16 protein-coding genes and 1 tRNA gene are annotated in these 19,236 nt (G+C 68.9%); 7 read left to right on the top strand and 10 right to left on the bottom strand.

Annotated features, from left to right (window positions below; translation table 11 throughout):
- Positions 1–73: 73 nt before the first annotated feature.
- From rhaS to AB0P11_RS03010, 4 genes are read right to left on the bottom strand one after another with little or no spacing between them, the layout of a single operon-like run.
- Positions 74–1,117, bottom strand: a complete 1,044-nt coding sequence (rhaS, locus tag AB0P11_RS03025) for a rhamnose ABC transporter substrate-binding protein (RefSeq protein ID WP_056276817.1) — start codon at positions 1,115–1,117, stop codon at positions 74–76.
- Positions 1,118–1,172: 55 nt separating this feature from the next.
- Entirely contained in the window at positions 1,173–2,225 is a 1,053-nt protein-coding gene (locus tag AB0P11_RS03020) for an ABC transporter permease (RefSeq protein ID WP_053098751.1), read from the bottom strand.
- Positions 2,222–3,253, bottom strand: a complete 1,032-nt coding sequence (locus tag AB0P11_RS03015) for an ABC transporter permease (protein WP_053098750.1) — start codon at positions 3,251–3,253, stop codon at positions 2,222–2,224. The genes AB0P11_RS03020 and AB0P11_RS03015 overlap by 4 nt, the downstream gene beginning before the upstream one ends.
- Entirely contained in the window at positions 3,250–4,779 is a 1,530-nt protein-coding gene (locus AB0P11_RS03010; protein ID WP_363519614.1) for a sugar ABC transporter ATP-binding protein, read from the bottom strand. Before AB0P11_RS03010 ends, AB0P11_RS03015 begins: the two co-directional genes overlap by 4 nt.
- A 150-nt stretch (positions 4,780–4,929) precedes the next feature.
- Between AB0P11_RS03010 and AB0P11_RS03005 the strand changes: the two genes are divergently transcribed.
- Entirely contained in the window at positions 4,930–5,937 is a 1,008-nt protein-coding gene (locus AB0P11_RS03005) for a LacI family DNA-binding transcriptional regulator (protein WP_053098748.1), read from the top strand.
- A gap of 92 nt (positions 5,938–6,029) precedes the next feature.
- Here AB0P11_RS03005 and AB0P11_RS03000 read toward each other — a convergent pair whose 3' ends face one another.
- Positions 6,030–7,073: a peptidase M24 gene (locus AB0P11_RS03000; protein ID WP_363519611.1), complete on the bottom strand. Its 1,044-nt coding sequence runs from the start codon at positions 7,071–7,073 to the stop codon at positions 6,030–6,032.
- Positions 7,074–7,147: 74 nt separating this feature from the next.
- On the opposite strand from AB0P11_RS03000, the gene AB0P11_RS02995 reads away from it, so the two are divergent.
- From AB0P11_RS02995 to AB0P11_RS02980, 4 genes are all read left to right on the top strand, one after another.
- On the top strand, positions 7,148–8,152 hold the full coding sequence (locus AB0P11_RS02995; protein ID WP_363519608.1) for a LacI family DNA-binding transcriptional regulator: 1,005 nt from the start codon (positions 7,148–7,150) through the stop codon (positions 8,150–8,152).
- 85 nt (positions 8,153–8,237) lie between these two features.
- Positions 8,238–9,566, top strand: coding sequence for a Gfo/Idh/MocA family oxidoreductase (locus AB0P11_RS02990; RefSeq protein WP_363519605.1), 1,329 nt, complete (start codon positions 8,238–8,240; stop codon positions 9,564–9,566).
- A complete protein-coding gene (locus AB0P11_RS02985) occupies positions 9,563–10,459 on the top strand; it encodes an NAD(P)-dependent oxidoreductase (RefSeq protein WP_056276808.1) in 897 nt (298 codons plus the stop codon). The genes AB0P11_RS02990 and AB0P11_RS02985 overlap by 4 nt, the downstream gene beginning before the upstream one ends.
- Positions 10,456–11,559, top strand: a complete 1,104-nt coding sequence (locus tag AB0P11_RS02980; RefSeq protein WP_363519602.1) for a mandelate racemase/muconate lactonizing enzyme family protein — start codon at positions 10,456–10,458, stop codon at positions 11,557–11,559. The genes AB0P11_RS02985 and AB0P11_RS02980 overlap by 4 nt, the downstream gene beginning before the upstream one ends.
- Before the next feature lie 23 nt (positions 11,560–11,582).
- Here AB0P11_RS02980 and AB0P11_RS02975 read toward each other — a convergent pair whose 3' ends face one another.
- Entirely contained in the window at positions 11,583–13,871 is a 2,289-nt protein-coding gene (locus tag AB0P11_RS02975) for a glycoside hydrolase family 3 C-terminal domain-containing protein (RefSeq protein WP_363519599.1), read from the bottom strand.
- Positions 13,872–13,964: 93 nt separating this feature from the next.
- Between AB0P11_RS02975 and AB0P11_RS02970 the strand changes: the two genes are divergently transcribed.
- Positions 13,965–14,561: a TetR/AcrR family transcriptional regulator gene (locus AB0P11_RS02970; protein WP_056276797.1), complete on the top strand. Its 597-nt coding sequence runs from the start codon at positions 13,965–13,967 to the stop codon at positions 14,559–14,561.
- A 69-nt stretch (positions 14,562–14,630) separates the two neighbouring features.
- Here AB0P11_RS02970 and AB0P11_RS02965 read toward each other — a convergent pair whose 3' ends face one another.
- The 4 genes from AB0P11_RS02965 to serS form a co-directional block, all read right to left on the bottom strand.
- Positions 14,631–15,884 carry an LCP family protein gene (locus AB0P11_RS02965; RefSeq protein ID WP_053098742.1) on the bottom strand — a complete coding sequence of 418 codons (1,254 nt, stop codon included), beginning with the start codon at positions 15,882–15,884 and terminating at the stop codon, positions 14,631–14,633.
- Positions 15,885–15,934: 50 nt separating this feature from the next.
- A tRNA-Ser gene (locus AB0P11_RS02960) sits at positions 15,935–16,019 on the bottom strand.
- 42 nt (positions 16,020–16,061) lie between these two features.
- A complete protein-coding gene (locus tag AB0P11_RS02955) occupies positions 16,062–16,883 on the bottom strand; it encodes an HAD family hydrolase (protein ID WP_053098741.1) in 822 nt (273 codons plus the stop codon).
- Positions 16,880–18,163: a serine--tRNA ligase gene (serS, locus tag AB0P11_RS02950; RefSeq protein ID WP_053098740.1), complete on the bottom strand. Its 1,284-nt coding sequence runs from the start codon at positions 18,161–18,163 to the stop codon at positions 16,880–16,882. The genes AB0P11_RS02955 and serS overlap by 4 nt, the downstream gene beginning before the upstream one ends.
- A gap of 74 nt (positions 18,164–18,237) precedes the next feature.
- Here serS and AB0P11_RS02945 point away from each other — a divergent pair, with 74 nt between their 5' ends.
- On the top strand, positions 18,238–19,236 hold the full coding sequence (locus tag AB0P11_RS02945) for a diacylglycerol kinase family protein (protein ID WP_363519593.1): 999 nt from the start codon (positions 18,238–18,240) through the stop codon (positions 19,234–19,236).

Below are 19,236 nucleotides of genomic sequence, written 5' to 3'. Positions count from 1 at the left end.
GGAGACGGCACACCGCGGCGCACACGGAAAGGGGCGCCGAGGCCGAAGCCCCGACGCCCCTCACGAACTCGACTCAGAAGTCGAACTCGCCGATGTTGTCTGCGTTGAACTCGAACGGGTCGCCGAGAAGAACGACGCCGTCGGCGCCGACCGTGTACTCGCCGAGGTCTCCGGCCTCGAAGGTGTCGCCCTCTTCGCCGGTGATCTCACCCTCGATCAGCGCCTTGGAGGCGAACGCGGCCAGGTAGCCGAGGTCGGCAGGGTTCCACAGCGCGAACGCGGTGACGGTGCCGTCTTCGACGTACTCGCGCATCTGGTTCGGCGTGCCGAGACCGGTGATGGCGACCTTGCCCTTGTAGTCCGAGGTGGACACGTACCGCGCCGCAGCCGCGATGCCGACCGTGGTGGGCGAGATGATGCCCTTCAGGTTCGGGTGGCTCTGCAGCAGCGCAGCGGTCTTGTCGAACGACGTCTGGTCGTCGTCGTCACCGTAGACGGTCTCGACGATCGTGATGTCGGGGTACTCGCTGGCGACGTACTCCTTCATCAGGTCGATCCAGGCGTTCTGGTTGGTCGCGTTGGCGGATGCCGACAGGATCGCGACCTCGCCGGCTCCGCCGATCTGGTCGGCGATCAGGTCGACCTGCACCTTGGCGATGCCCTCGGAGTCGGCCTGGTTGATGAACAGGTCGCGGCACTCGGGGTTCGTGTCGGAGTCGAAGGTGACGACCTTGACGCCGGCGTCACGGGCCTCGTTCAGCGCGTCGCAGATCGCCTTCGGGTCGTTCGCCGAGACGACGAGCGCGCCCACGGCCTGCTGCGTCGCGGTGTTGATGTAGCTGACCTGGGCGTCGGGGGTGGCTTCGGCCGGGCCGACCTCGGCGAACGTGCCGCCGAACTCGTCGACGGCGGTCTTGCCGCCCTCGCTCGAGGTGTCGAAGTACGGGTTGCCGAGGTTCTTGGGCAGGAACGTGATCGCGAGGTTGTCGGATCCGCCTTCACCCTCTGAACCCGAGCCTCCGGATCCGCCGCTGGTGTCGGCGCAGCCGCTCAGCACGAGCGCTGCGGCCACGGCGACCGCCGCGAACCCCGCGATCTTCTTACGTGCAAACGTCATTGTTCTTCCTTTCGTGATGATCACCGCTGGCGGGTGCCGGCGATGAGAGGCTGCCTCATGGTGCGGGAGAGGCTGCTACGCGCAGTGGCGGACCGGCCTTCGCGCGGACGCGCTGCGCCCAGGCGAGGACGCTCGCTGCGACGACCGAGAAGATCAGCAGCCCGCCGGTGATGATGTTGATGACGTCGGATGTGACTCCGGCGAGGCGCAGGCTGCTGCCCAGCACCCCGATCAGGAGAACGGCGGCGACGACGCCGTGGAGGTGTCCCCGTCCGCCGAACACCGACACTCCGCCGAGCACCACGGCCGCGATCACCTGCAGCTCGAGCCCGGTGGCGTTGTCGCCTCGGGCGCTGCCGAACCGCAGCGTGTAGAAGATGCCTGCGAAGGCGGCGACCACGCCCGAGAGCACGAACAGGATGAACTTCGTCCGTTCGACGTCGACGCCCGAGAACCGCGCGGCGTCCTTCGACAGACCGATCGCGAAGACACCACGGCCGAAGGGCGTGAAGTGCAGCAGCACCGCGAACAGCACCAGCAGGATCAGGAACGGGATGACGATGTACGGGATGGTCGTCCCGGCGATCTTCGCCTTCGCGAGCGCCGTCCATGTCTCGGGGAAGTCCGTGACGGCCGTGGTGCCGAGCAGGCCGACCGCAAGCCCGCGGAAGAGTGCGAGCGTGCCGATCGTGACGGCGAGCGACGGCAGCCCGACGATCGTGACGAGGAACCCGTTGAAGGCTCCGCCGACGACGCCGACGAGGAGGGCCGCAAGGGCGGCGACCTCGAAGGGAGCACCCGACTCGGTGAGGACTCCGGTGACGACGCTGGCGAGCCCCACCATGGATCCCACCGACAGGTCGATCTCGCCCGTGATCATGACGAGCGTCATGGGCAGCGCGATGAGCAGGATCGGTGCGACGTCGAGGAGGAGGTAGTTCGCGGTGATCGGCTGGGCGAAGCCGCGGATCGTGACGGCCGCCACGATCGTCACCAGCACGAGGAGCGCGATGATCGCGAACTCGCGGTTGATGAAGATGCGCCGCCACAGCGGACGGTCGTAGTCGCGGATGACGCGGGTCGACGTCGTCGTCGTTGTCGTGGTCATGATTCGTCCCTCGCCTCGATGAGCTGGCGTCTCTGTCTGACCGCGAGCACCCGGTCGAGCACGATGGCCCCGATGATGAGCACACCGACCACGGCACGCTGCCAGAAGTCCGGGATGCCGAGAATGGGCAGCGCGCGGTTGATGGTCATCAGGAGCATCGCGCCGATGGCCGCGCCCCAGACCGTGCCGACACCGCCGGTGATCGCGATGCCACCGATGACGGCTGCGCCGACGGCATCCAGCTCCCAGCCGCTTCCCGCCTGCGAGCTGATGGATCCGTATCGCGCGGCGTAGAAGACGCCGGCGAGACCTGCGAGTGCACCCGAGAGGACGAACGCGGAGAGCACCCGACGGGTGACCTTGAGGCCGTAGAGCTCGGCCGCCGAGGGGTCGGAGCCGATCGCGTAGTACTCGCGTCCGCCCCGGATGTTGCGCAGATACCAGGCCGCGAGCGCGAGCACGATCACCGCGATGATCGTCAGCACAGGGATGAACAGGATCTGCTGCGTGCCGAGTGCGAGGAAGTCCTTGGGCATGTCGGAGGCGTTGATGCGATCGCTGCCGGTCCACAGCACGTTGATGCCGCGGTAGGCATAGAGCGTGCCGAGCGTGATCACCATGGCCGGCACCTTCGCGAAGGCGACCAATGCGCCGTTGACCAGGCCGAGGAAGGCACCGAGCAGGACGGCCGCGATCACGACGACCACGATCGGGATGCCGGGGACGTCGACGAAGAGGCGTCCGGTCAGGTAGGCCGTGAGGCCCATCACCGAGCCCACCGACAGATCGACGTTGCGCGTGATGATGACGATCGCCTGGCCCACCGCGACGAGCATGAGGATCGACGGCGTGAGCAGCAGATCGCGCCAGCCGTCGGAGCTGAAGAGGAACGCCGGGTTCTTGACGGTCGCGGCGATCACGACGAGCACGAGCGCGGCGAGGATGCCGAACTCGCGTGCACGGCCGATGCCGCCGGGCTTCTTCGCGATCGCCGGAGCGGCGGCCGCGGGTGCGGTGGTGGTGCTCATGAGTGCAGCTCCGATGAGTGGGTGGCGGCGAACATGACGTTCTCGCTGGTGGCGTCGTCGCGGGAGATCTCGGCGGTGATGCGTCCTTCGCGCATCACGAGCACTCGGTCCGCCATGCCGAGCACCTCGGGCAGCTCGGACGAGATCATCAGGATGCCCATGCCCTCGCCGGCGAGCTGCGACAGCAGTCGGTGCACCTCGGACTTGGTGCCCACGTCGATGCCGCGGGTCGGCTCGTCGATGATGAGGACGCGCGGGTCGGTGGCCAGCCACTTGGCCAGCACGACCTTCTGCTGATTGCCGCCCGAGAGCGTGGACGCCACGGTGTCGAGCGCGTGCGTCTTCACCTCGAGGCGCGACGCCCACTCCTTCGCCGCACGGTTCTCGATGCCGCTCGTGATGAGTCCCCACTTCGAGAGGCGCCGGCGGATGGCGAGCGTGATGTTGCCTCCGACGCTCGCGTCGATCACGAGGCCCTGCTTGCGGCGGTCCTCGGGAACGAGCGCGAGTCCGCTGCGCATCGCGGCGGTCGGGTTGCGGCGGGCGACGCCCGCGCCGAGCATCCGCACCTCTCCCTCCTCGTAGGGATCGACGCCGAAGATCGCGCGGGCGACCTCCGAGCGACCGGCACCGACGAGACCTGCCAGTGCGACGATCTCGCCCGCGCGCACCGTGAACGAGATGTCATGGAAGACGCCGGGACGGGTGAGCGCTGTGACCTCGAGCAGCGGCTCGCCGATGGCGGCCTCCTGCTTGGGGAACAGCTCGGTGACGTCGCGGCCGACCATCTGGCGCACCAGTTCGTCGACCGTGGTCTCGGCGATGGGAGTGGTGTCGATGTATGCCCCGTCACGCATGACGGTGACGGTGTCGCACAGGTCGAACACCTCGTCGAAGCGATGCGAGATGAAGAGGATCGCGCGTCCCTCGTCGCGGAGGCTCCGCGCGACCGCGAAGAGTCGGTCGACCTCGACGCCGCTGAGTGCGGCCGTCGGCTCGTCCATGATCAGCACGCTCGCGTCGAGGGAGATGGCCTTGGCGATCTCGATGATCTGCTGGTCGGCGATCGACAGACCCTCGGTGATGCGGTCGGGGTCGAGCGTCACGCCCAGGCGGCGGAAGATCCGGTCGACTTCGGTGCGCATGGCCTTGCGGTCGATGCGGCCGAGGAAGCCGGTGGGCTGACGTCCCATGAAGATGTTCTCGGTGACCGAGAGATCGGGGAACAGCGTCGGCTCCTGGTAGATGACCGCGATGCCCGCGGCCTTCGACTGGGCGGTGCTGGTGAAATCGACATCGTCGCCGTGCAGACGGAAGTCGCCCGAGTCGCGGCGGTACAGACCGGCCATGATCTTCACGAGCGTGGACTTGCCCGCGCCGTTCTCGCCGATGAGGGCGTGGATCGAGCCGGGGCGGAGCGTCAGGCTGCCGGAGCGGAGTGCGACGACGGGGCCGAAGGACTTCACCACCCGATGCAGCTCGAGCGCGGTGGGGGGAGCGCTGCGGGCGGAGGCTGCGTCTACCACTGGCTTTCCTCTCCGTTGAGGGGGATGATGATCGGAATGAACTTTACCTGAATCGATTCAAGCTCGTTTCAGGCTAGTGTATGTGATGCCGGTCTCAGGTCAACCCCCGATGCCGAAGCGTGATCCGCCCGACGACGAGAGGACTGCCGAATGCCGGTCAGCATCCGCGATGTCGCCGTTCGCGCTGGCGTCTCCGTCGGCACCGTCTCGAACGTCCTGAACCGACCGGACGAGGTCTCCAGCGAGTCGGTCGAGCGAGTGACGCAGGCGATAGAAGAGCTCGGCTACGTGCGAAACGACGCCGCCCGCAAGCTCAGAGCCGGCGTGAGCACGACCGTCGGATTCGTCGTGCTCGACGGCCAGAACCCCTTCTACAACGATGTGGTGCGCGGTGCCGAAGACGAGGCGTCCAGCCACGGCATCGCGATCCTGTACGGCAACACCGACGACGACCCATCCCGCGAGAAGGTCTATCTCGACCTGTTTCGCGAGCAGCAGGTGCGCGGCCTGCTCATCGCCCCCTACGGCGACGTCATGACGCAGCTGCGCAAGTTCCGAGCGAGCGGGATCGCGACGGTTCTCGTCGACCGATTCAGCGCCGACAGCGGGTTCTCGTCGGTGTCGGTCGACAGCGTCGCGGGTGGGCGACTGGCGGTCGAGCACCTCATCGAGGGCGGTCGGCGGCGGATCGCCTTCGTCGGGGGCCCCTTCGACATGCGTCAGGTCACCGACCGTCTCGCGGGCGCTCGCGCGGCGGCCGAGAACGCGGCGGTGCACGTCGAGCTCGAGGTCGTGCCGACGGCGGCGATGACGGTCGAAGAGGGCGTCGCCGCCGGAGCGCGCCTGCTCACCCGCCCTCGGCGCGAGTGGCCCGACGCGCTCTTCGCCGCGAACGATCTGCTCGCCCTCGGCCTGCTGCAGTCGCTCGTGTCGGGCGGACGCCTGCTCGTCCCCGACGAGATCGCGCTGATCGGCTTCGACGACAATCCGTTCGCGGCCGCCGCCGCGGTGCCGTTGTCATCCATCCGGCAGCCCAGCCGCATGATCGGTCGCACGGCGCTGCGGATCGTGCTCGAAGAGGCGGCCGACCCCGAGAGCATTCCCCGTCAGACCGTGTTCCCGCCCGAGCTGATCGTACGCAGCTCGACCGGCGGCTGACCCGGGGCGGCCTTCCCCGGACATCGGCGGCTCACGTGCATCCGCAACCTGAGCATGCATTTCGGCCCGGAGCCCCGCCATCGAGCCCCCGATCAGGTCCCGTAGGCCCTCGAGACCGGCCGGTGCAGCCCCTCGTACTCGACCGACGGCCAGCGCTCATCGACCGTGAGCACCTCCCAGTCGTCATCTGTGCGCAGCAGGGTGTCTTCGACTTTGCGGCCCGGTGCGGTCGGGTTCCAGGCGAACGCCTGATCCTCGACGATCAGATCCGCAGTGGATGCCGTGGCGCGGGGATCGCGACCGGCATACCCGGTCGGTCCGCCCTGGTGGTGGCGCTGCCATTCGTCGGCGTCGAACCCATAGCGGGCGTACGCCGCGATGCCCGCCGTGAACGCGTCGTTCAGACGGGCTCCCGGCACTGACGCATCGAGGAGAGCCCGCTCCACGCCCCAGATCGGCTCGTCATCGACGGATGCGCCGACCCAGCGTGTCGCGTTGGCGATGAGCCCGTTCCGACGCCCGCACACGACGATCATGGCCCGCTCTCCGAGCAGCCCGGCGGTCGGAAGCGGATGCCGGAACGCAGTCCGTTCGGAACCGGCGACCAGCACGACGAGCGGATCGATCCCTCGGGCGATGAGCTCGGCGGAGACGATTGCGGCGACCATCCGCTCGCTCTGCTCCGGACCGACGCGGGCGAGCGCATCCGTCAGCGCCTCTGCCGTCTCCCGTCCGAGAAGTCGATATCTGGCACGCTCGGCCGGCAGCAGGCGCGCGCGAGCCGCGCGCAGTTCAGCCGCCACGTGCGATTCGGCGACGCCGGCCTCCTCAGCCGCGGCGGCAGCGGGTGGGATCCACCACGGCACGCGCACCACGCGCGCGACATCCTCCGGCAGCAGCTCCTCGGCGATCAGCCGATCGGCCTCGTTCTCGGCGATGAAGAGCACATCGCCCTGCGCCTCCGCCCGCACCGCGAGCACCGGAGGACCCGCGAGCGACACATGCGTGCGCACGCCCTCGAGGTACCACGACAGCGATTCGTGAGAGACGAGCACCACGGGCGCCCCGTCGACCTCTCGGCGCACGCGCGCCAGCCGATCCTGCTTCTCGGCGCGGTCCTCGGATGCTCCAGCCATGAGACCCTCCCTGAAGAACGTTTTCTCGTAGTATGACGACAGCCGCGACCTCTCGCGGACACGAAGGGATGCCGATGGCACGCGAATCGTCACGCCCCGGCATCACCGACGTCGCGAAACTCGCCGGCGTCTCTCTGTCGACGGTGTCGCGCGCGATGAACGGCAACCCGACGGTCGATCCGGCGCTCGCCGAGCGCGTGCAGGCAGCCGCTGCGCAACTCGGCTACACGGCGAACCCCGTCGCACGGAGCCTGGTGCTCGGCCGCACCCAGACCATCGCCGTCGTGATCCCCGACCTCGAGAACCCGACGTTCCAGGCGATCCTGCGTGGCCTCAGCCGCGCGGCCGCGGCCGACGGATATCACGTGCTGGTCGCCGACTCGCGTGAGGACCTGGATGAAGAGCAGGCGCTCGCCCGAGCGACCAGGCTGCGCACCGACGGCGTGATCCTCTGCGCCCCTCGAATGCCCGAGGAGGACCTCGGCCGACTGCTGCCGACGCTCTCCCCCGCCGTCGTGATCAACCGCGGCCCGCAGACGAGCACTCCCGTGGTCGGCGCCGACTACGGATCCGGCATGCGCGAGATCGTCGACCACCTCACCTCGCTCGGCCACCGCCGGCTCGTCTATCTCGCCGGCGCCACCCGCAGCGTGACGCACAGGGCGCGGCAGGATGCGATCGCGGCGGAGCTCTCCCGGACCGACGGGCTCGAAGTCGAGGAGATCACCGCAGGCGTCGACTTCGACAGCGGCACCGCGGTCGCCGACCAGGTTCTCGCGAGCGGAGCCACCGCAGTGATCGCCTACAACGACCTCGTCGCCATGGGGCTGCTCTCGGCCCTGACCGTGCGCGGTGTCGACGTGCCGGAGCAGCTGTCGATCACGGGTTTCGACGACATCCCCTTCGCCGCCTACACCTCACCCCCGCTCACGACCGTGGCCGTTCCCGCGGTCGAGATCGGCGCAGCCGCATGGGCTGCGATGCACGACCAGCTCACCGGCGGCGATCCCACGGCAGCGCTCACCTTCACGCCGACCCTGATCGTGCGCGGCAGCACCGCCACCGTGCACACGCCCTGAACCGTCGGCGGTCCCGGGGCCTGACACCTCTCCTGTGCTATCGTCGAGAAAACGTTTCCTGACCGGAGATCGAAGAGAGATCACGATGACGAAGACCCGCTACGCCCTCGCCGGTGCCGGAGCCCGCGCGCAGATGTACGTCGAGGGGATCATCGGCACGCACCGTGACCGCGCCGAGCTCGTGGCGATCATCGAGCCGAACCCGGTGCGGGCCGGGCACTACGCCGACCGCATCGCGGAGGTCGGCGCGCCGGCGCCCCGCCTCGCCACCCCCGACGAGCTCGAGCAGGTGATCAGCGACGAGCGGGTCGACCGGGTCATCATCTGCTCCCGCGACGACCTCCACGCCGAGCTGATCGTCCGGTCGCTCGAAGCGGGCGCCGACGTCGTCGTCGAGAAGCCGCTCACGATCGACGCGGCGAGCGCCGCCCGCATCGAAGACGCCGTCGAGCGCACCGGTCGCCAGGTCGTGCTGACGTTCAACTACCGCTACTCGCCCCGCAACAGCGCACTGCGCCAGGTGATCCAGGACGGCACGATCGGCGACGTCACGTCCGTGGACTTCTCGTGGATGCTCGACACGAACCACGGCGCCGACTACTTCCGCCGCTGGCACCGCGAGAAGAAGAACTCGGGTGGACTGCTGGTCCACAAGTCGAGCCACCACTTCGATCTGGTCAACTGGTGGATCCGCTCGCAGCCGACGCGCGTCTTCGCCTCGGGCGGCTTGCGCTTCTACGGAGCCGAGAACGCGGCCGGCCGTGGCCTCGGCGAGCGACCGGCGCGAGGCACCCACGACGGCGGCGACCTGTTCGAACTCGATCTGCGCACCGATGAGCGTCTCACCGCGCTCTACCTCGACGCCGAGGAGCACGACGGGTACCGGCGCGATCTCGACGTGTTCAGCGAGGGCATCACGATCGAGGACAACCTCGCACTCGTCGTCGACTATGCGTCCGGCGCGACGATGTCGTACTCGTTGAACGCGCACTCCCCCTGGGAGGGCTACCGCGTCGCCGTCAACGGCACCCTCGGCCGGGTCGAGCTCGAGGTGGTCGAGCGCGGCGCCGTGCTCGCGGGCGAGGGACTGCACCCGCACATCGACCCCAGCCTCTCCGGCGGCCACGGCACGACCGCACTGCGCCCTGAGAGCGAGCGTCTGATCGTGCAGCGCCACTGGGAAGAGGCCTACGAGGTCCCGATCGACGGCGGCGACGGAGGCCACGGCGGTGGAGACGAGCTGCTGCTGTCCGATGTCTTCGAGGGCCCCGGGGACGACCCCCTCGCGCGTCCGGCCGACTGGACCGACGGCATCCGCTCGATCGCGGTGGGCATCGCGGGCAACCGCTCACTCGAGACGGGCCTTCCGGTGAAGGTCGACGAGCTCGGGATCGCTCTGCTGGCGCGGCCATGAGGATCATCGTCACCGGCGGTTCGGGCAGACTCGGACGCACCCTGGTGACGGGCCTCGCAGATGCCGGGCACGAGATCGTCTCGATCGACCGGGAGCCGAGCGCGGCCCTCGACCGGGACGGGATCACGCAGGCGTCCCTCGACCTGACGGACGCGGATGCCACGGCATCCGCTCTCGCCGCGACGTCGGCGGATGCACTGATCCATCTCGCGGCGATCGCGGTGCCCTTCAGCGCACCCGAGGACGTGATCATCCGCACGAACGCGGCTCTCGCCCAGTCGGTGCTGGGCGGAGCCGTACGGGCCGGCATCCACCGCGTCGTCGCGGCGTCGAGTCCCACCGTGGTCGGCTATGGCGCACCTCGCGGCTGGACCCCTGAGCGCCTCCCCCTCGACGAGACGTCGCCGACCGAGCCCTGGAACGCCTATGCCCTGTCGAAGCTGCTCATCGAGCAGACCGTCGACATGCTGCGGCGTCAGGCCGGCGACGACGTGCGCTTCGCCTCCTTCCGCCCCTGCTACGTGATCGCCCCGGAGGAGTGGGCCGGCGCTCTCACCCAGCAGGGCCACACCGTTCTCGATCGTCTCGACGATCCGGCGCTCTCCGCGCCGGCGCTCTTCAACTATGTCGACGCCCGCGACGTCGCAGCCTTCACCGACACCCTCCTCGCCGCGCTCGACCACATCCCGAACGGCGAGAGATTCTTCGTGGGAGCCGACGATGCCCTCGCCCGCCGCCCGCTGAGCGAGCTGCTGCCCGAGTTCCACCCCGGCACCGAGCACGCGGCCGCGGCGCTGACCGGCACTTCCCCCGCCTTCTCGTCCGACAAGGCCGCCCGACTCCTCGGCTGGCGCCCGTCCCGCACCTGGCGTGCAGAGCTGGCACTGCTGTGACCACGATCCGGCGCCTGTCGACTCGTCTGCAGAGGGTGCCGCTGACTCGTCCGTGGGCTGCCGACGTCACCTCCGTCGGCGTGATCGCGACTCATGTCGTGCGCTCTGACGGTGGCGAGGGATGGGGCTTCTCGTGGAGTCCGCAGATCGGCGCGCCCGCCGTGCAGGCGCTGCTCGAGCATGACATCGCTCCCGCCGCGGTCGGCCGCTCCGCCATGCCCGGCGAGAGCTGGCAGGGGATGTGGGAGCACCTGCACGAAGCCGGAGGCGGGGGGATCACAACGATCGCACTCGCCGGTCTGGACCTGGCGCTGTGGGATGCAGAGGCGCGGTCGACCGGCGTCTCGGTGTCGGAGTCGATCGGCCGCCGCCGCGAACGGGTGCGCGCCTACGGCTCAGGCGTGAACCTGCACTACTCGCTCGACGAACTGCTCGCCCAGGTGCAGCGCTGGATCGATGCGGGGTTCGAGGCGGTCAAGATCAAGGTCGGAAAGCCCGACATCGCCGAGGACGCCGATCGCGTCGCCTCCGTCCGCGAGCTGCTCGGCCCTGATCGGGGGCTGATGATCGACGCGAACCAGCGGTGGGATCTGGCGCGGGCGACCGCATCCGTCGAGGTCCTGTCGCGCTTCGACCTCGCCTGGATCGAAGAGCCCCTGCGCGCCGATGACCTCGACGGACACAAGGAACTCGCACGGCGCATCGACGTGCCTATCGCGCTCGGCGAGAATCTGCACACCGCGCACCGTTTCGGCGACTTCCTGCGCGCGGGTGCGGCGCAGATCCTGCAGCCCAACATCGTGCGGGTCGGCGGGATCACGCCGTTCCTCCGCATCGCCGAGCTGGTCGCCGCGCACGGTGCGACCCTGCACCCGCACCTTCTGCCCGAGCTCTCGGGTCAGCTCGCGCTGACTCTGCCAGACACCCGCCACGAGGTCCTGGTCGAAGACGTCGAAGACGCCGGCTTCGGTGCACTGGGAGCTCTCGCCGACCCCTCGCCGGTGACGATCGCCGACGGCCACCTCACCGAGAACGCGCACCACGGTCTCGGGCTCCGCTTCGCTCCCCTGCTCGACGACGGGGCCCGCCTCGGCGCCTGAGTTCTCGGCGCCGAGGCGTGCGGTCAGGCCTGCGGCAGCGCGCCGGCGTTCGCTCCGGCGAGCAGCTCCTCGACCTGCTCGTGCGTCACGTCCACCCCCGGGAATCCGATGAGGCGGCCGATCGGGAACGACGCCATCATCTTCTCCAAGGCCTCGTCGTTGGGCATCATCGATGCCGCCGACGAATCGGCGCCGCTCAGTTCGCCCAGGAAGCCGCCGAGCGCGCCCATCATGATCGGCCCCGCGACGGGGTGCGCCATCACATCGCCGATCGAGGAGTTCATGGTGAGGGGCAGCGAGACCACATCACCCGCCACCTCGACAGTCGCGGTGGAGCGGATGTCGCGGCTCGATGCCGCGACATCGATGCGGTACTCGCCGGGCTCGACGATCCAGCGGTCGACGCGGACGTCCCAGTAGGCGAGGTCCTCGCGACGGATGACCAGCTCGACCGTCCGGGTCTCGCCCGCGGCGATCGCCACCGAGGCGAAGGCCTTGAGCTCGCGAGGCGCGCGCTGGACGACCGAGGACACCGGAGCGGCGTACACCTGCACGATCTCGCGGCCGTCGCGGGTTCCGGTGTTGGTCACGTCGACGCGCACGGCGATGTCACCGTTCTCGGCCGCTTCGACCGTTGCCTCGCCGTACGAGAAGGCCGTGTACGAGAGCCCGTGGCCGAACGGGAACGTGACATCGAGTCCCTTCGCGTCGTACCAGCGGTAGCCGACCAGCACTCCCTCGCCGTAGCGGACATGACCGAACTCGCCGGGGAAGCTGCCGAATGACGGGTTGTCCTCCACACGCACCGGCACCGTCTCGGTGAGCTTGCCCGACGGGTTCACGGCGCCGTAGAGCACGTCGGCGACCGCTCCGCCGCCCGCCTGTCCGAGCAGCCAGGTCTCGACGATCGCGGGCACCCGGTCGGCGAAGGGCAGCGCGACGACGCCGCCGTTCGAGAGCACGACGACCGTCGCGGGATTCGCCTCGATCACGGCGTCGAGCACCGCCAGCTGAGCCGCCGGAAGGTCGATGTGCTCGCGGTCGAAGCCCTCCGACTCCTCTGCGGCGGGGAGGCCGAGGAACACGACCGCGACATCCGCTGCGGACGCGGCGGCGACCGCCTCCGCGCGCAGGTCGTCAGCGGAGCGACCGGATGCGGCGGTGTCGCCGCCTTCCACGGCGAAGCCCGGCGCATATGCGACGTGGTCCCCACCGATCGCGCGCAGCTCGTCCAGCGCCTTGTCGACCCTGGTCGGGTTGATGAGCGACGATCCTGCTCCCTGGAATCGCGGCTCGGTGGCGAAGGCGCCGATGACCGCGATGCGCTGCTCGGGGGCGAGCGGCAGCAGGTCTCCGTCGTTCTTGAGCAGCACGATCGAGCGACCGGCCGCCTCCCTGGCGAGCGCATGGTGCGCGTCGACGTCGAGCGGGCCGGAGACGGCCGGACGCCGCTGCGCCTTGCGGACCAGATCGATCGCGCGGTCGGCCGCTGTGTCCAGCACGCTCTCGGCGAGCTCGCCGGCGCGCACGGCAGCGACGAGCTGCGCATCCGTCCGACCTCCCGACGACGGCATCTCGAGATCGAGGCCGGCGGCGACGCCCGCCACACGATCGTTCACGGCACCCCAGTCCGACACGACGAGACCGTCGAAGCCCCAGTCGTCGCGGAGCACCTGGGTGAGCAGCCAGGGGTCCTCCGATGCGTAGACGCCGTTGATGCGGTTGTACGAGCACATGACCGTCCATGGCTGAGCGTCCTTGACCACGCGCTCGAAGCCACGCAGGTAGATCTCGTGCAGCGGTCGCGGGTCGACGTCGGAGCTCGCCCGCATCCGGTCGAACTCCTGGTTGTTCGCGGCGAAGTGCTTCAGCGACGTGCCGACGCCCTGCGACTGCACACCGCGCACCGAGGCGGCACCCAGGGTTCCCGAGACGATCGGGTCTTCGGAGAAGTACTCGAAGTTGCGGCCGCACAGCGGCGACCGCTTGATGTTGATGCCGGGGCCCAGCACGATCGCGACGTCTTCGATGGCCGCCTCGACTCCGATGGCGGCGCCGACCCGCTCGATGAGCTCGGGGTCGAACGACGATCCGATGCCGACGGCCGGTGGGAAGCACGTCGCCGGCACGCTGCTCGAGAGGCCGAGGTGGTCGGTTCCCCCCGACTGCTTGCGCAGGCCGTGCGGCCCGTCGGTCATCATGATCGACGGCAGACCGACGCGATCGATGGCCTTCGTGGTCCAGAAGTCCGCGCCGCTCGTGAGCGACGCCTTCTCCTCGAGGGTGAGATCGGATGCCGAGGTGTCGGTCATGGTCTTCCTTTCGCGCGCGACAACGGTGTCTTGTGAAAACTATATGCCAGTAAGTATTGGATCTCAAACGTTGTTCAGGATTACTCTCGAGGAATGGCACGACGAGGTTCATACGCGAAGGGCGTCGCCAGGCGCGAGGAGATCCTCGAGAGCGCTCTCGATGTGATCGGCCGCAAGGGGTATCAGAACGCCTCACTCAAGCAGATAGCCGAACTCGTCGGCGTCACCCCGGCCGCCCTGCTGCACTACTTCGGCAGCAAGGAGGAGTTGTTCACCGAGGTGCTGCGCACGCGCGACGAACACGACGGGATGGCGCCGCAGACCTCGAACCCCGCAGACGCGAAGTCCGCGTTCGTCGACGTCATCCGCCACAACACCGAGGTCCCGGGCGTCGTGGAGCTGTTCTCCCGACTCTCCGTCGATGCCGTCGACCCCGCGCATCCCGCGCATCAGTACTTCCTCGAGCGCAGCGAGCGACTCCGTGAGAGCATCACCGACGCCTTCGCCCACGATGCCGGCCGTCGAGCCACTCTCGATCCGGACACCATGGCGCGCGTGATCCAGGCGGTCGCCGACGGACTCCAACTGCAGTGGATGATCGATCGCTCGGTCGACATGCCCGGCATCATCAGCGCTCTGATGGATGTGCTCTACCCGCCGACCGATCAGCCCGACGCGCAAGAGGGCTGAATGCGGAGAACCGCCCCTCGCGCTGTAGGCGAGGGGCGGTTCTTCGTGACGGAGAGTGCAGTCGGCGCGTCAGCGCACGTTCCCGTTCGAGCAGGTCTGCTGTGCGGCCGAGTTGCCCTTGATCGTGTCGGGCAGCGCCACCACGTTCTCGGGTGCGGCCGAGGGGTCCGGCGTCGCCGCCTCCGCTCCCGGCTCCGCCGGTGCCTGCGTTCCCGGGTCCGTGACGACGACGCCGTCGTTCTCGGTGTTCTGATGCGTGACCTGCAGTTGAGCGTTCTGGTTGATCGCGTCCCACATGGCCTCTGCTGACGTCTTGTCCGGCACGACGCGGTTGGGGTCGTCCGGGTCCGTGAAGGTCGGGTACTGCAGGAAGACGATGTCCTCGAAGGGCACGGACTTCACCGCGAGCGCGATCTGCACGATCTTCATCGGGTCGGCCAGCGACGTGCTCGCCTCGACGTTGTCGAGACCGGTCGTCGCGAGCTTCAGCATCATCGGCACGTTGCCGAGCGTCTCGCCGCTGATGAGCGTGCGCGCGAGGCTCGACATGTACTGCTGCTGGTTGCCGATGCGGCCGAGGTCGCTTCCGTCGCCGACTCCGTGTCGGGTCCGCAGGAACTGCAGCGCGGTGATGCCCTCGATCACATGGTTTCCGGCTGCGAGGTCGAGGCCCGTGTACCGGTCCTTGATCGGGGAGGCGAGGCACACCTCGACGCCGCCGATCGCGTTGGTGATCTCGATCACGCCGCCGAAGGTGACCGAGGCCGCGAACTGGATGTCCTGACCGGAGAGGTCGGAGACCGTCTTCGCGACGCAGTTGAGTCCTCCGTCGGTGTAGGCGACGTTGATCTGCTGCTTGTTCATCGCGGAGTGCACCTCGCCCTCTGCGTCCTCGCACTCGGGGATCGGGACCATCATGTCGCGCGGAAGGCTGACGACGGTGATCCGGCGCGGCTCCTCCGACACATGCATGAGGAGGTTCACGTCGTTGAGGGTGCCTTCGGAGTCCGCGCCCGTGCAGCGGTCGCCGAAGTACTGCGCGTACGCCTCTTCGCACGTGTCGACACCGGTGAGCAGCAGATTGAATCCGCCCTTGTACTCACTGATGTCGGGCGGCAGCTCCTCGGTGCTGTCGAGTTCGACAGCGTTGGCCGAGACGGTGCTCGAGAGGTCGTAGACGATGTAGGAGACGACGCCGAAGCCGCTCACCAGGACGACGGCGAGACCGATCGCGATGAACTTGAGCAGTTGGCTGAGGGGGCCCGGCGTGTGGAGCTGACCGTGGCGCGCGATGGTGCGGCGGCGTCGCGTGGTGGGACTCACTCGGGGCCTTTCGGTTCAGCGTACGGCGCGGAGGCACCGTCCCTGGAATGCGGAGGGTGTGGGATTCGAACCCACGAGACATCTCTGCCCACTGGTTTTCAAGACCAGCTCCATCGGCCACTCGGACAACCCTCCCGACAGACGAATCTGCCGACAAGCCGTGAGTCTAGCCGAGTTCTATTCTCCCGCGCTGACCTGGGCGGCCGCTGGAAGCGTGTTCAGCGCCATCGCGAGACCGCCGTCCTCGACATCGCCGGTCACCTCGCCCGCCGCATCCTTCACCTCTGTCGGCGCCTGCCCCATGGCGACCGCCCGGCCGTCGAGACCCAGCGCCCAGCCGAACATGCCGATGTCGTTGCGCCCGTCGCCGGCCACGAAGACGTGCCCGCGCTCGAAGCCGAGCTCGGTGCGCACGCGCTCCAGCGCCGTGCCCTTGTCCACTCCCTGCGGTGCGATGTCGAGCCAGGCCGTCCAGCCGATCGCGTAGGAGACCTCATTCAGCCCGGCGTCCGCCACGAGGCGGTGGAAGTCCTCCTCGTCGTGCCCGGGAGAGACGACGACGACACGGGACACCGGTTCGGCGACGAGCTCTTCGAAGCCGACCTGCCGTCCGCCGTCGAGCGTCCAGTCGTCCAGGTGCTCGGTGTAGAGCCGCAGCCCTGACCCGAGCTCGACCATGTAGCGGGCTTCCGGGAGCCGCTCGCGCAGCAGAGCGAGCACGGGAGACGGATCGAACGTCTCGATGTGCCACCGCTCCCAGTCGTCTCCCACACGGCGCATGGTCACCGCACCGTTCGAGCACACCACGAAATCGGCGGTCAGCTCGAGCTGCTCGACATAGCGACGCGTCGCCATCCAGCTGCGTCCGGTGGCGATCGTGACCACATGGCCGGCGTCTCGCAGGCGCGCGACCGCCTCGGGAACACCGGGACTCATCGTCTCGTCCTGCAGGATGATCGTGCCGTCGACGTCGAGCCCGACGAGCCAGGGAGCTGTCACGCGGTCGGCTCCAGAACCTCGAGCCCGCCGAGGTACGGGCGCAGCACCTCCGGCACGCGGACCGATCCGTCGGCCTGCTGGTGCGTCTCGAGCAGCGCGACGATCCATCGGGTCGTCGCGAGGGTGCCGTTGAGGGTGGCGACCGGCTGCGTCTTCGCGGTCTGCCCCTCCTGAGCCTCGGGTCGGTGGCGGATGTCGAGACGGCGCGCCTGATACGTCGTGCAGTTCGAGGTGGATGTGAGCTCGCGGAACGCGCCCTGCGTCGGGACCCACGCCTCGATGTCGTACTTGCGCGCGGCGCTGGAGCCCAGGTCGCCGGCGGCGACGTCGATCACGCGGTAGGCGAGACCGAGCGAGGTCAGCATCTCCTCCTGCAGCGCGACGAGGCGCAGGTGCTCGGCCTCGGCGTCCTCCGGGTTGGTGTAGACGAACATCTCGAGCTTGTTGAACTGGTGCACCCGGATGATGCCGCGGGTGTCCTTGCCATGGGAGCCCGCCTCGCGGCGGTAGCAGGTCGACCATCCGGCGTACCGCAGCGCGCCCTTGCCGAGGTCGAGGATCTCGTCCTTGTGGTATCCGGCGAGTGCGACCTCGCTGGTGCCGACGAGGTAGAGGTCGTCGTCCTTGTCCAGGTGGTACACCTCGTCGGCGTGCTCGCCGAGGAATCCGGTGCCCTGCATGATCTCGGGCCGCACCAGGGTCGGCGTGATCAGCGGGATGAAGTCGTTCTGCAGCGCCTTGTCGAGGGCGAGGTTCATGAGCGCGATCTCGAGCCGCGCTCCGATCCCGCGCAGGAAGTAGAAGCGGGCGCCCGACACCTTCGCGCCGCGCTCCATGTCGATCGCGCCGAGGATCTCGCCGAGCTCGAGGTGGTCTCGCGGCTCGAAGTCGAATGCGGGGACCTCGCCCACGCGTCGCAACTCGACGAAGTCCGCCTCGCCGCCCGCGGGGACGCCGTCGACGACGACGTTCTCGATGCGTGCGAGAGCCACCGCCAGGGCGTCTGCCGCCTCGTTCGCGGCCTGCTGCGCCTGCTTGACGCGCTCGGCGAGGTCTTTGACCTGAGCGACGAGCGCCGCCTTCTCCTCCTTGGGAGCCTTCGCCACCAGCTTGCCGAAGGCGTTCTGCTCGGCGCGCAGCTCTTCGAACGCGGCGAGCGCCGCTCGGCGCGATCGGTCAGCCTCGAGCGCGGTGTCGACGGTGCCCTGGTCGTTGCCACGGGCGGCCTGAGAGCGGCGGACGATCTCCGGATTTTCGCGGAGGAGTGCGAGGTCGATCATCCATCAAGTCTATGGTGCGGCCCGGGCGCGTCCGCCGCGTCCGGGCGGGCCGACGCCCGGGCTAGAGTAGCGCCATGACCACGAGCGCCACCGGCCGACGCCAGGCAGCGCTCGTCTACAACCCGATCAAGGTCGACGGGAAGCAGCTGCGGGCGCGAGTCCGCGCTCTCTCGCACGAGGCCGGGTGGGAGCATCCGGCCTTCTATCCGACCACGATCGAGGATCCAGGTCAGGGTGCGACGGCCGAGGCCCTCGCACGCGGCGTGGATGTCGTGCTGGTGGCCGGCGGAGACGGCACGGTACGCGCTGTCTCCGAGGCCATCGCCAACACCGGGGTGCCGCTCGCGATCCTGCCGAGTGGCACGGGCAACCTGCTGGCGCGCAATCTCGGACTCCCGCTGGCCGACCCCGACGAGATGATCCGCGCGGCGCTGGGCGAATTCCGCCACGCGATCGACATCGGCTGGGCGCGTCTGACGAGAGAGAGCGGGGAAGACGAGGAGCACGCCTACGTCGTTCTCGCCGGCGTCGGGCTGGATGCCGACATGATCGCCAACACGCGCCCCGACCTCAAGAAGTCGGTCGGCTGGATCGCGTACGTCGACGGCGCGGCGAGGTCGCTCGTGAGCGCCGAGCCGTTCCGATCCGTGTTCCAGATCGACGACGGCCGCCTGCACTCGACGAAGGTGCACAGCATCCTGTTCGCCAATTGCGGGACCCTGCCTGCGGGAATCGCGCTGATCCCCGACGCCTCCATCACCGACGGCGTCCTCGACGTCGCCGTGATCCAGCCGACCGGCGTCTGGGGCTGGCTCGGCGTGTGGCGCAAGATCTGGTGGGACAACTCGGTGCTGCGACGCTCGCGCGCCGGCCGTCGCGTGCTCGAGCGACGGGGCCGGGACGCATCGGTGCACTACTTCCGCGGAGCCGTCGCCGAAGCCGCGGTGACGTCTCCCACCCCGATCGAGCTCGACGGCGACGAGTTCGGGACAGCGGTGCGCGTCACGTGCCGGGTCGATCCCGGGGCTCTTCTGCTGGCGCTCCCCGCCGATCACCCGGTCGCATCGCTCTGA

Source organism: Microbacterium sp. NPDC079176 (assembly GCF_040686675.1).
GTDB lineage: Bacteria > Actinomycetota > Actinomycetes > Actinomycetales > Microbacteriaceae > Microbacterium.
This window is presented reverse-complemented; position numbering and strand designations above follow the sequence as displayed.

Bases quoted from the DNA above. Each gene is read 5' to 3' on its own strand.
- AB0P11_RS03005 (WP_053098748.1), top strand. From the start codon at position 4,930: ATGCCGGTCAGCATCCGCGATGTCGCCGTTCGCGCTGGCGTCTCCGTC.
- serS (WP_053098740.1), bottom strand. From the start codon at position 18,163: ATGATCGACCTCGCACTCCTCCGCGAAAATCCGGAGATCGTCCGCCGC.
- AB0P11_RS02945 (WP_363519593.1), top strand. From the start codon at position 18,238: ATGACCACGAGCGCCACCGGCCGACGCCAGGCAGCGCTCGTCTACAAC.
- AB0P11_RS03015 (WP_053098750.1), bottom strand. From the start codon at position 3,253: ATGAGCACCACCACCGCACCCGCGGCCGCCGCTCCGGCGATCGCGAAG.
- AB0P11_RS03000 (WP_363519611.1), bottom strand. From the start codon at position 7,073: ATGGCTGGAGCATCCGAGGACCGCGCCGAGAAGCAGGATCGGCTGGCG.
- AB0P11_RS02995 (WP_363519608.1), top strand. From the start codon at position 7,148: ATGGCACGCGAATCGTCACGCCCCGGCATCACCGACGTCGCGAAACTC.
- rhaS (WP_056276817.1), bottom strand. From the start codon at position 1,117: ATGACGTTTGCACGTAAGAAGATCGCGGGGTTCGCGGCGGTCGCCGTG.
- AB0P11_RS02990 (WP_363519605.1), top strand. From the start codon at position 8,238: ATGACGAAGACCCGCTACGCCCTCGCCGGTGCCGGAGCCCGCGCGCAG.
- AB0P11_RS02985 (WP_056276808.1), top strand. From the start codon at position 9,563: ATGAGGATCATCGTCACCGGCGGTTCGGGCAGACTCGGACGCACCCTG.
- AB0P11_RS03020 (WP_053098751.1), bottom strand. From the start codon at position 2,225: ATGACCACGACAACGACGACGACGTCGACCCGCGTCATCCGCGACTAC.
- AB0P11_RS02970 (WP_056276797.1), top strand. From the start codon at position 13,965: ATGGCACGACGAGGTTCATACGCGAAGGGCGTCGCCAGGCGCGAGGAG.
- AB0P11_RS02975 (WP_363519599.1), bottom strand. From the start codon at position 13,871: ATGACCGACACCTCGGCATCCGATCTCACCCTCGAGGAGAAGGCGTCG.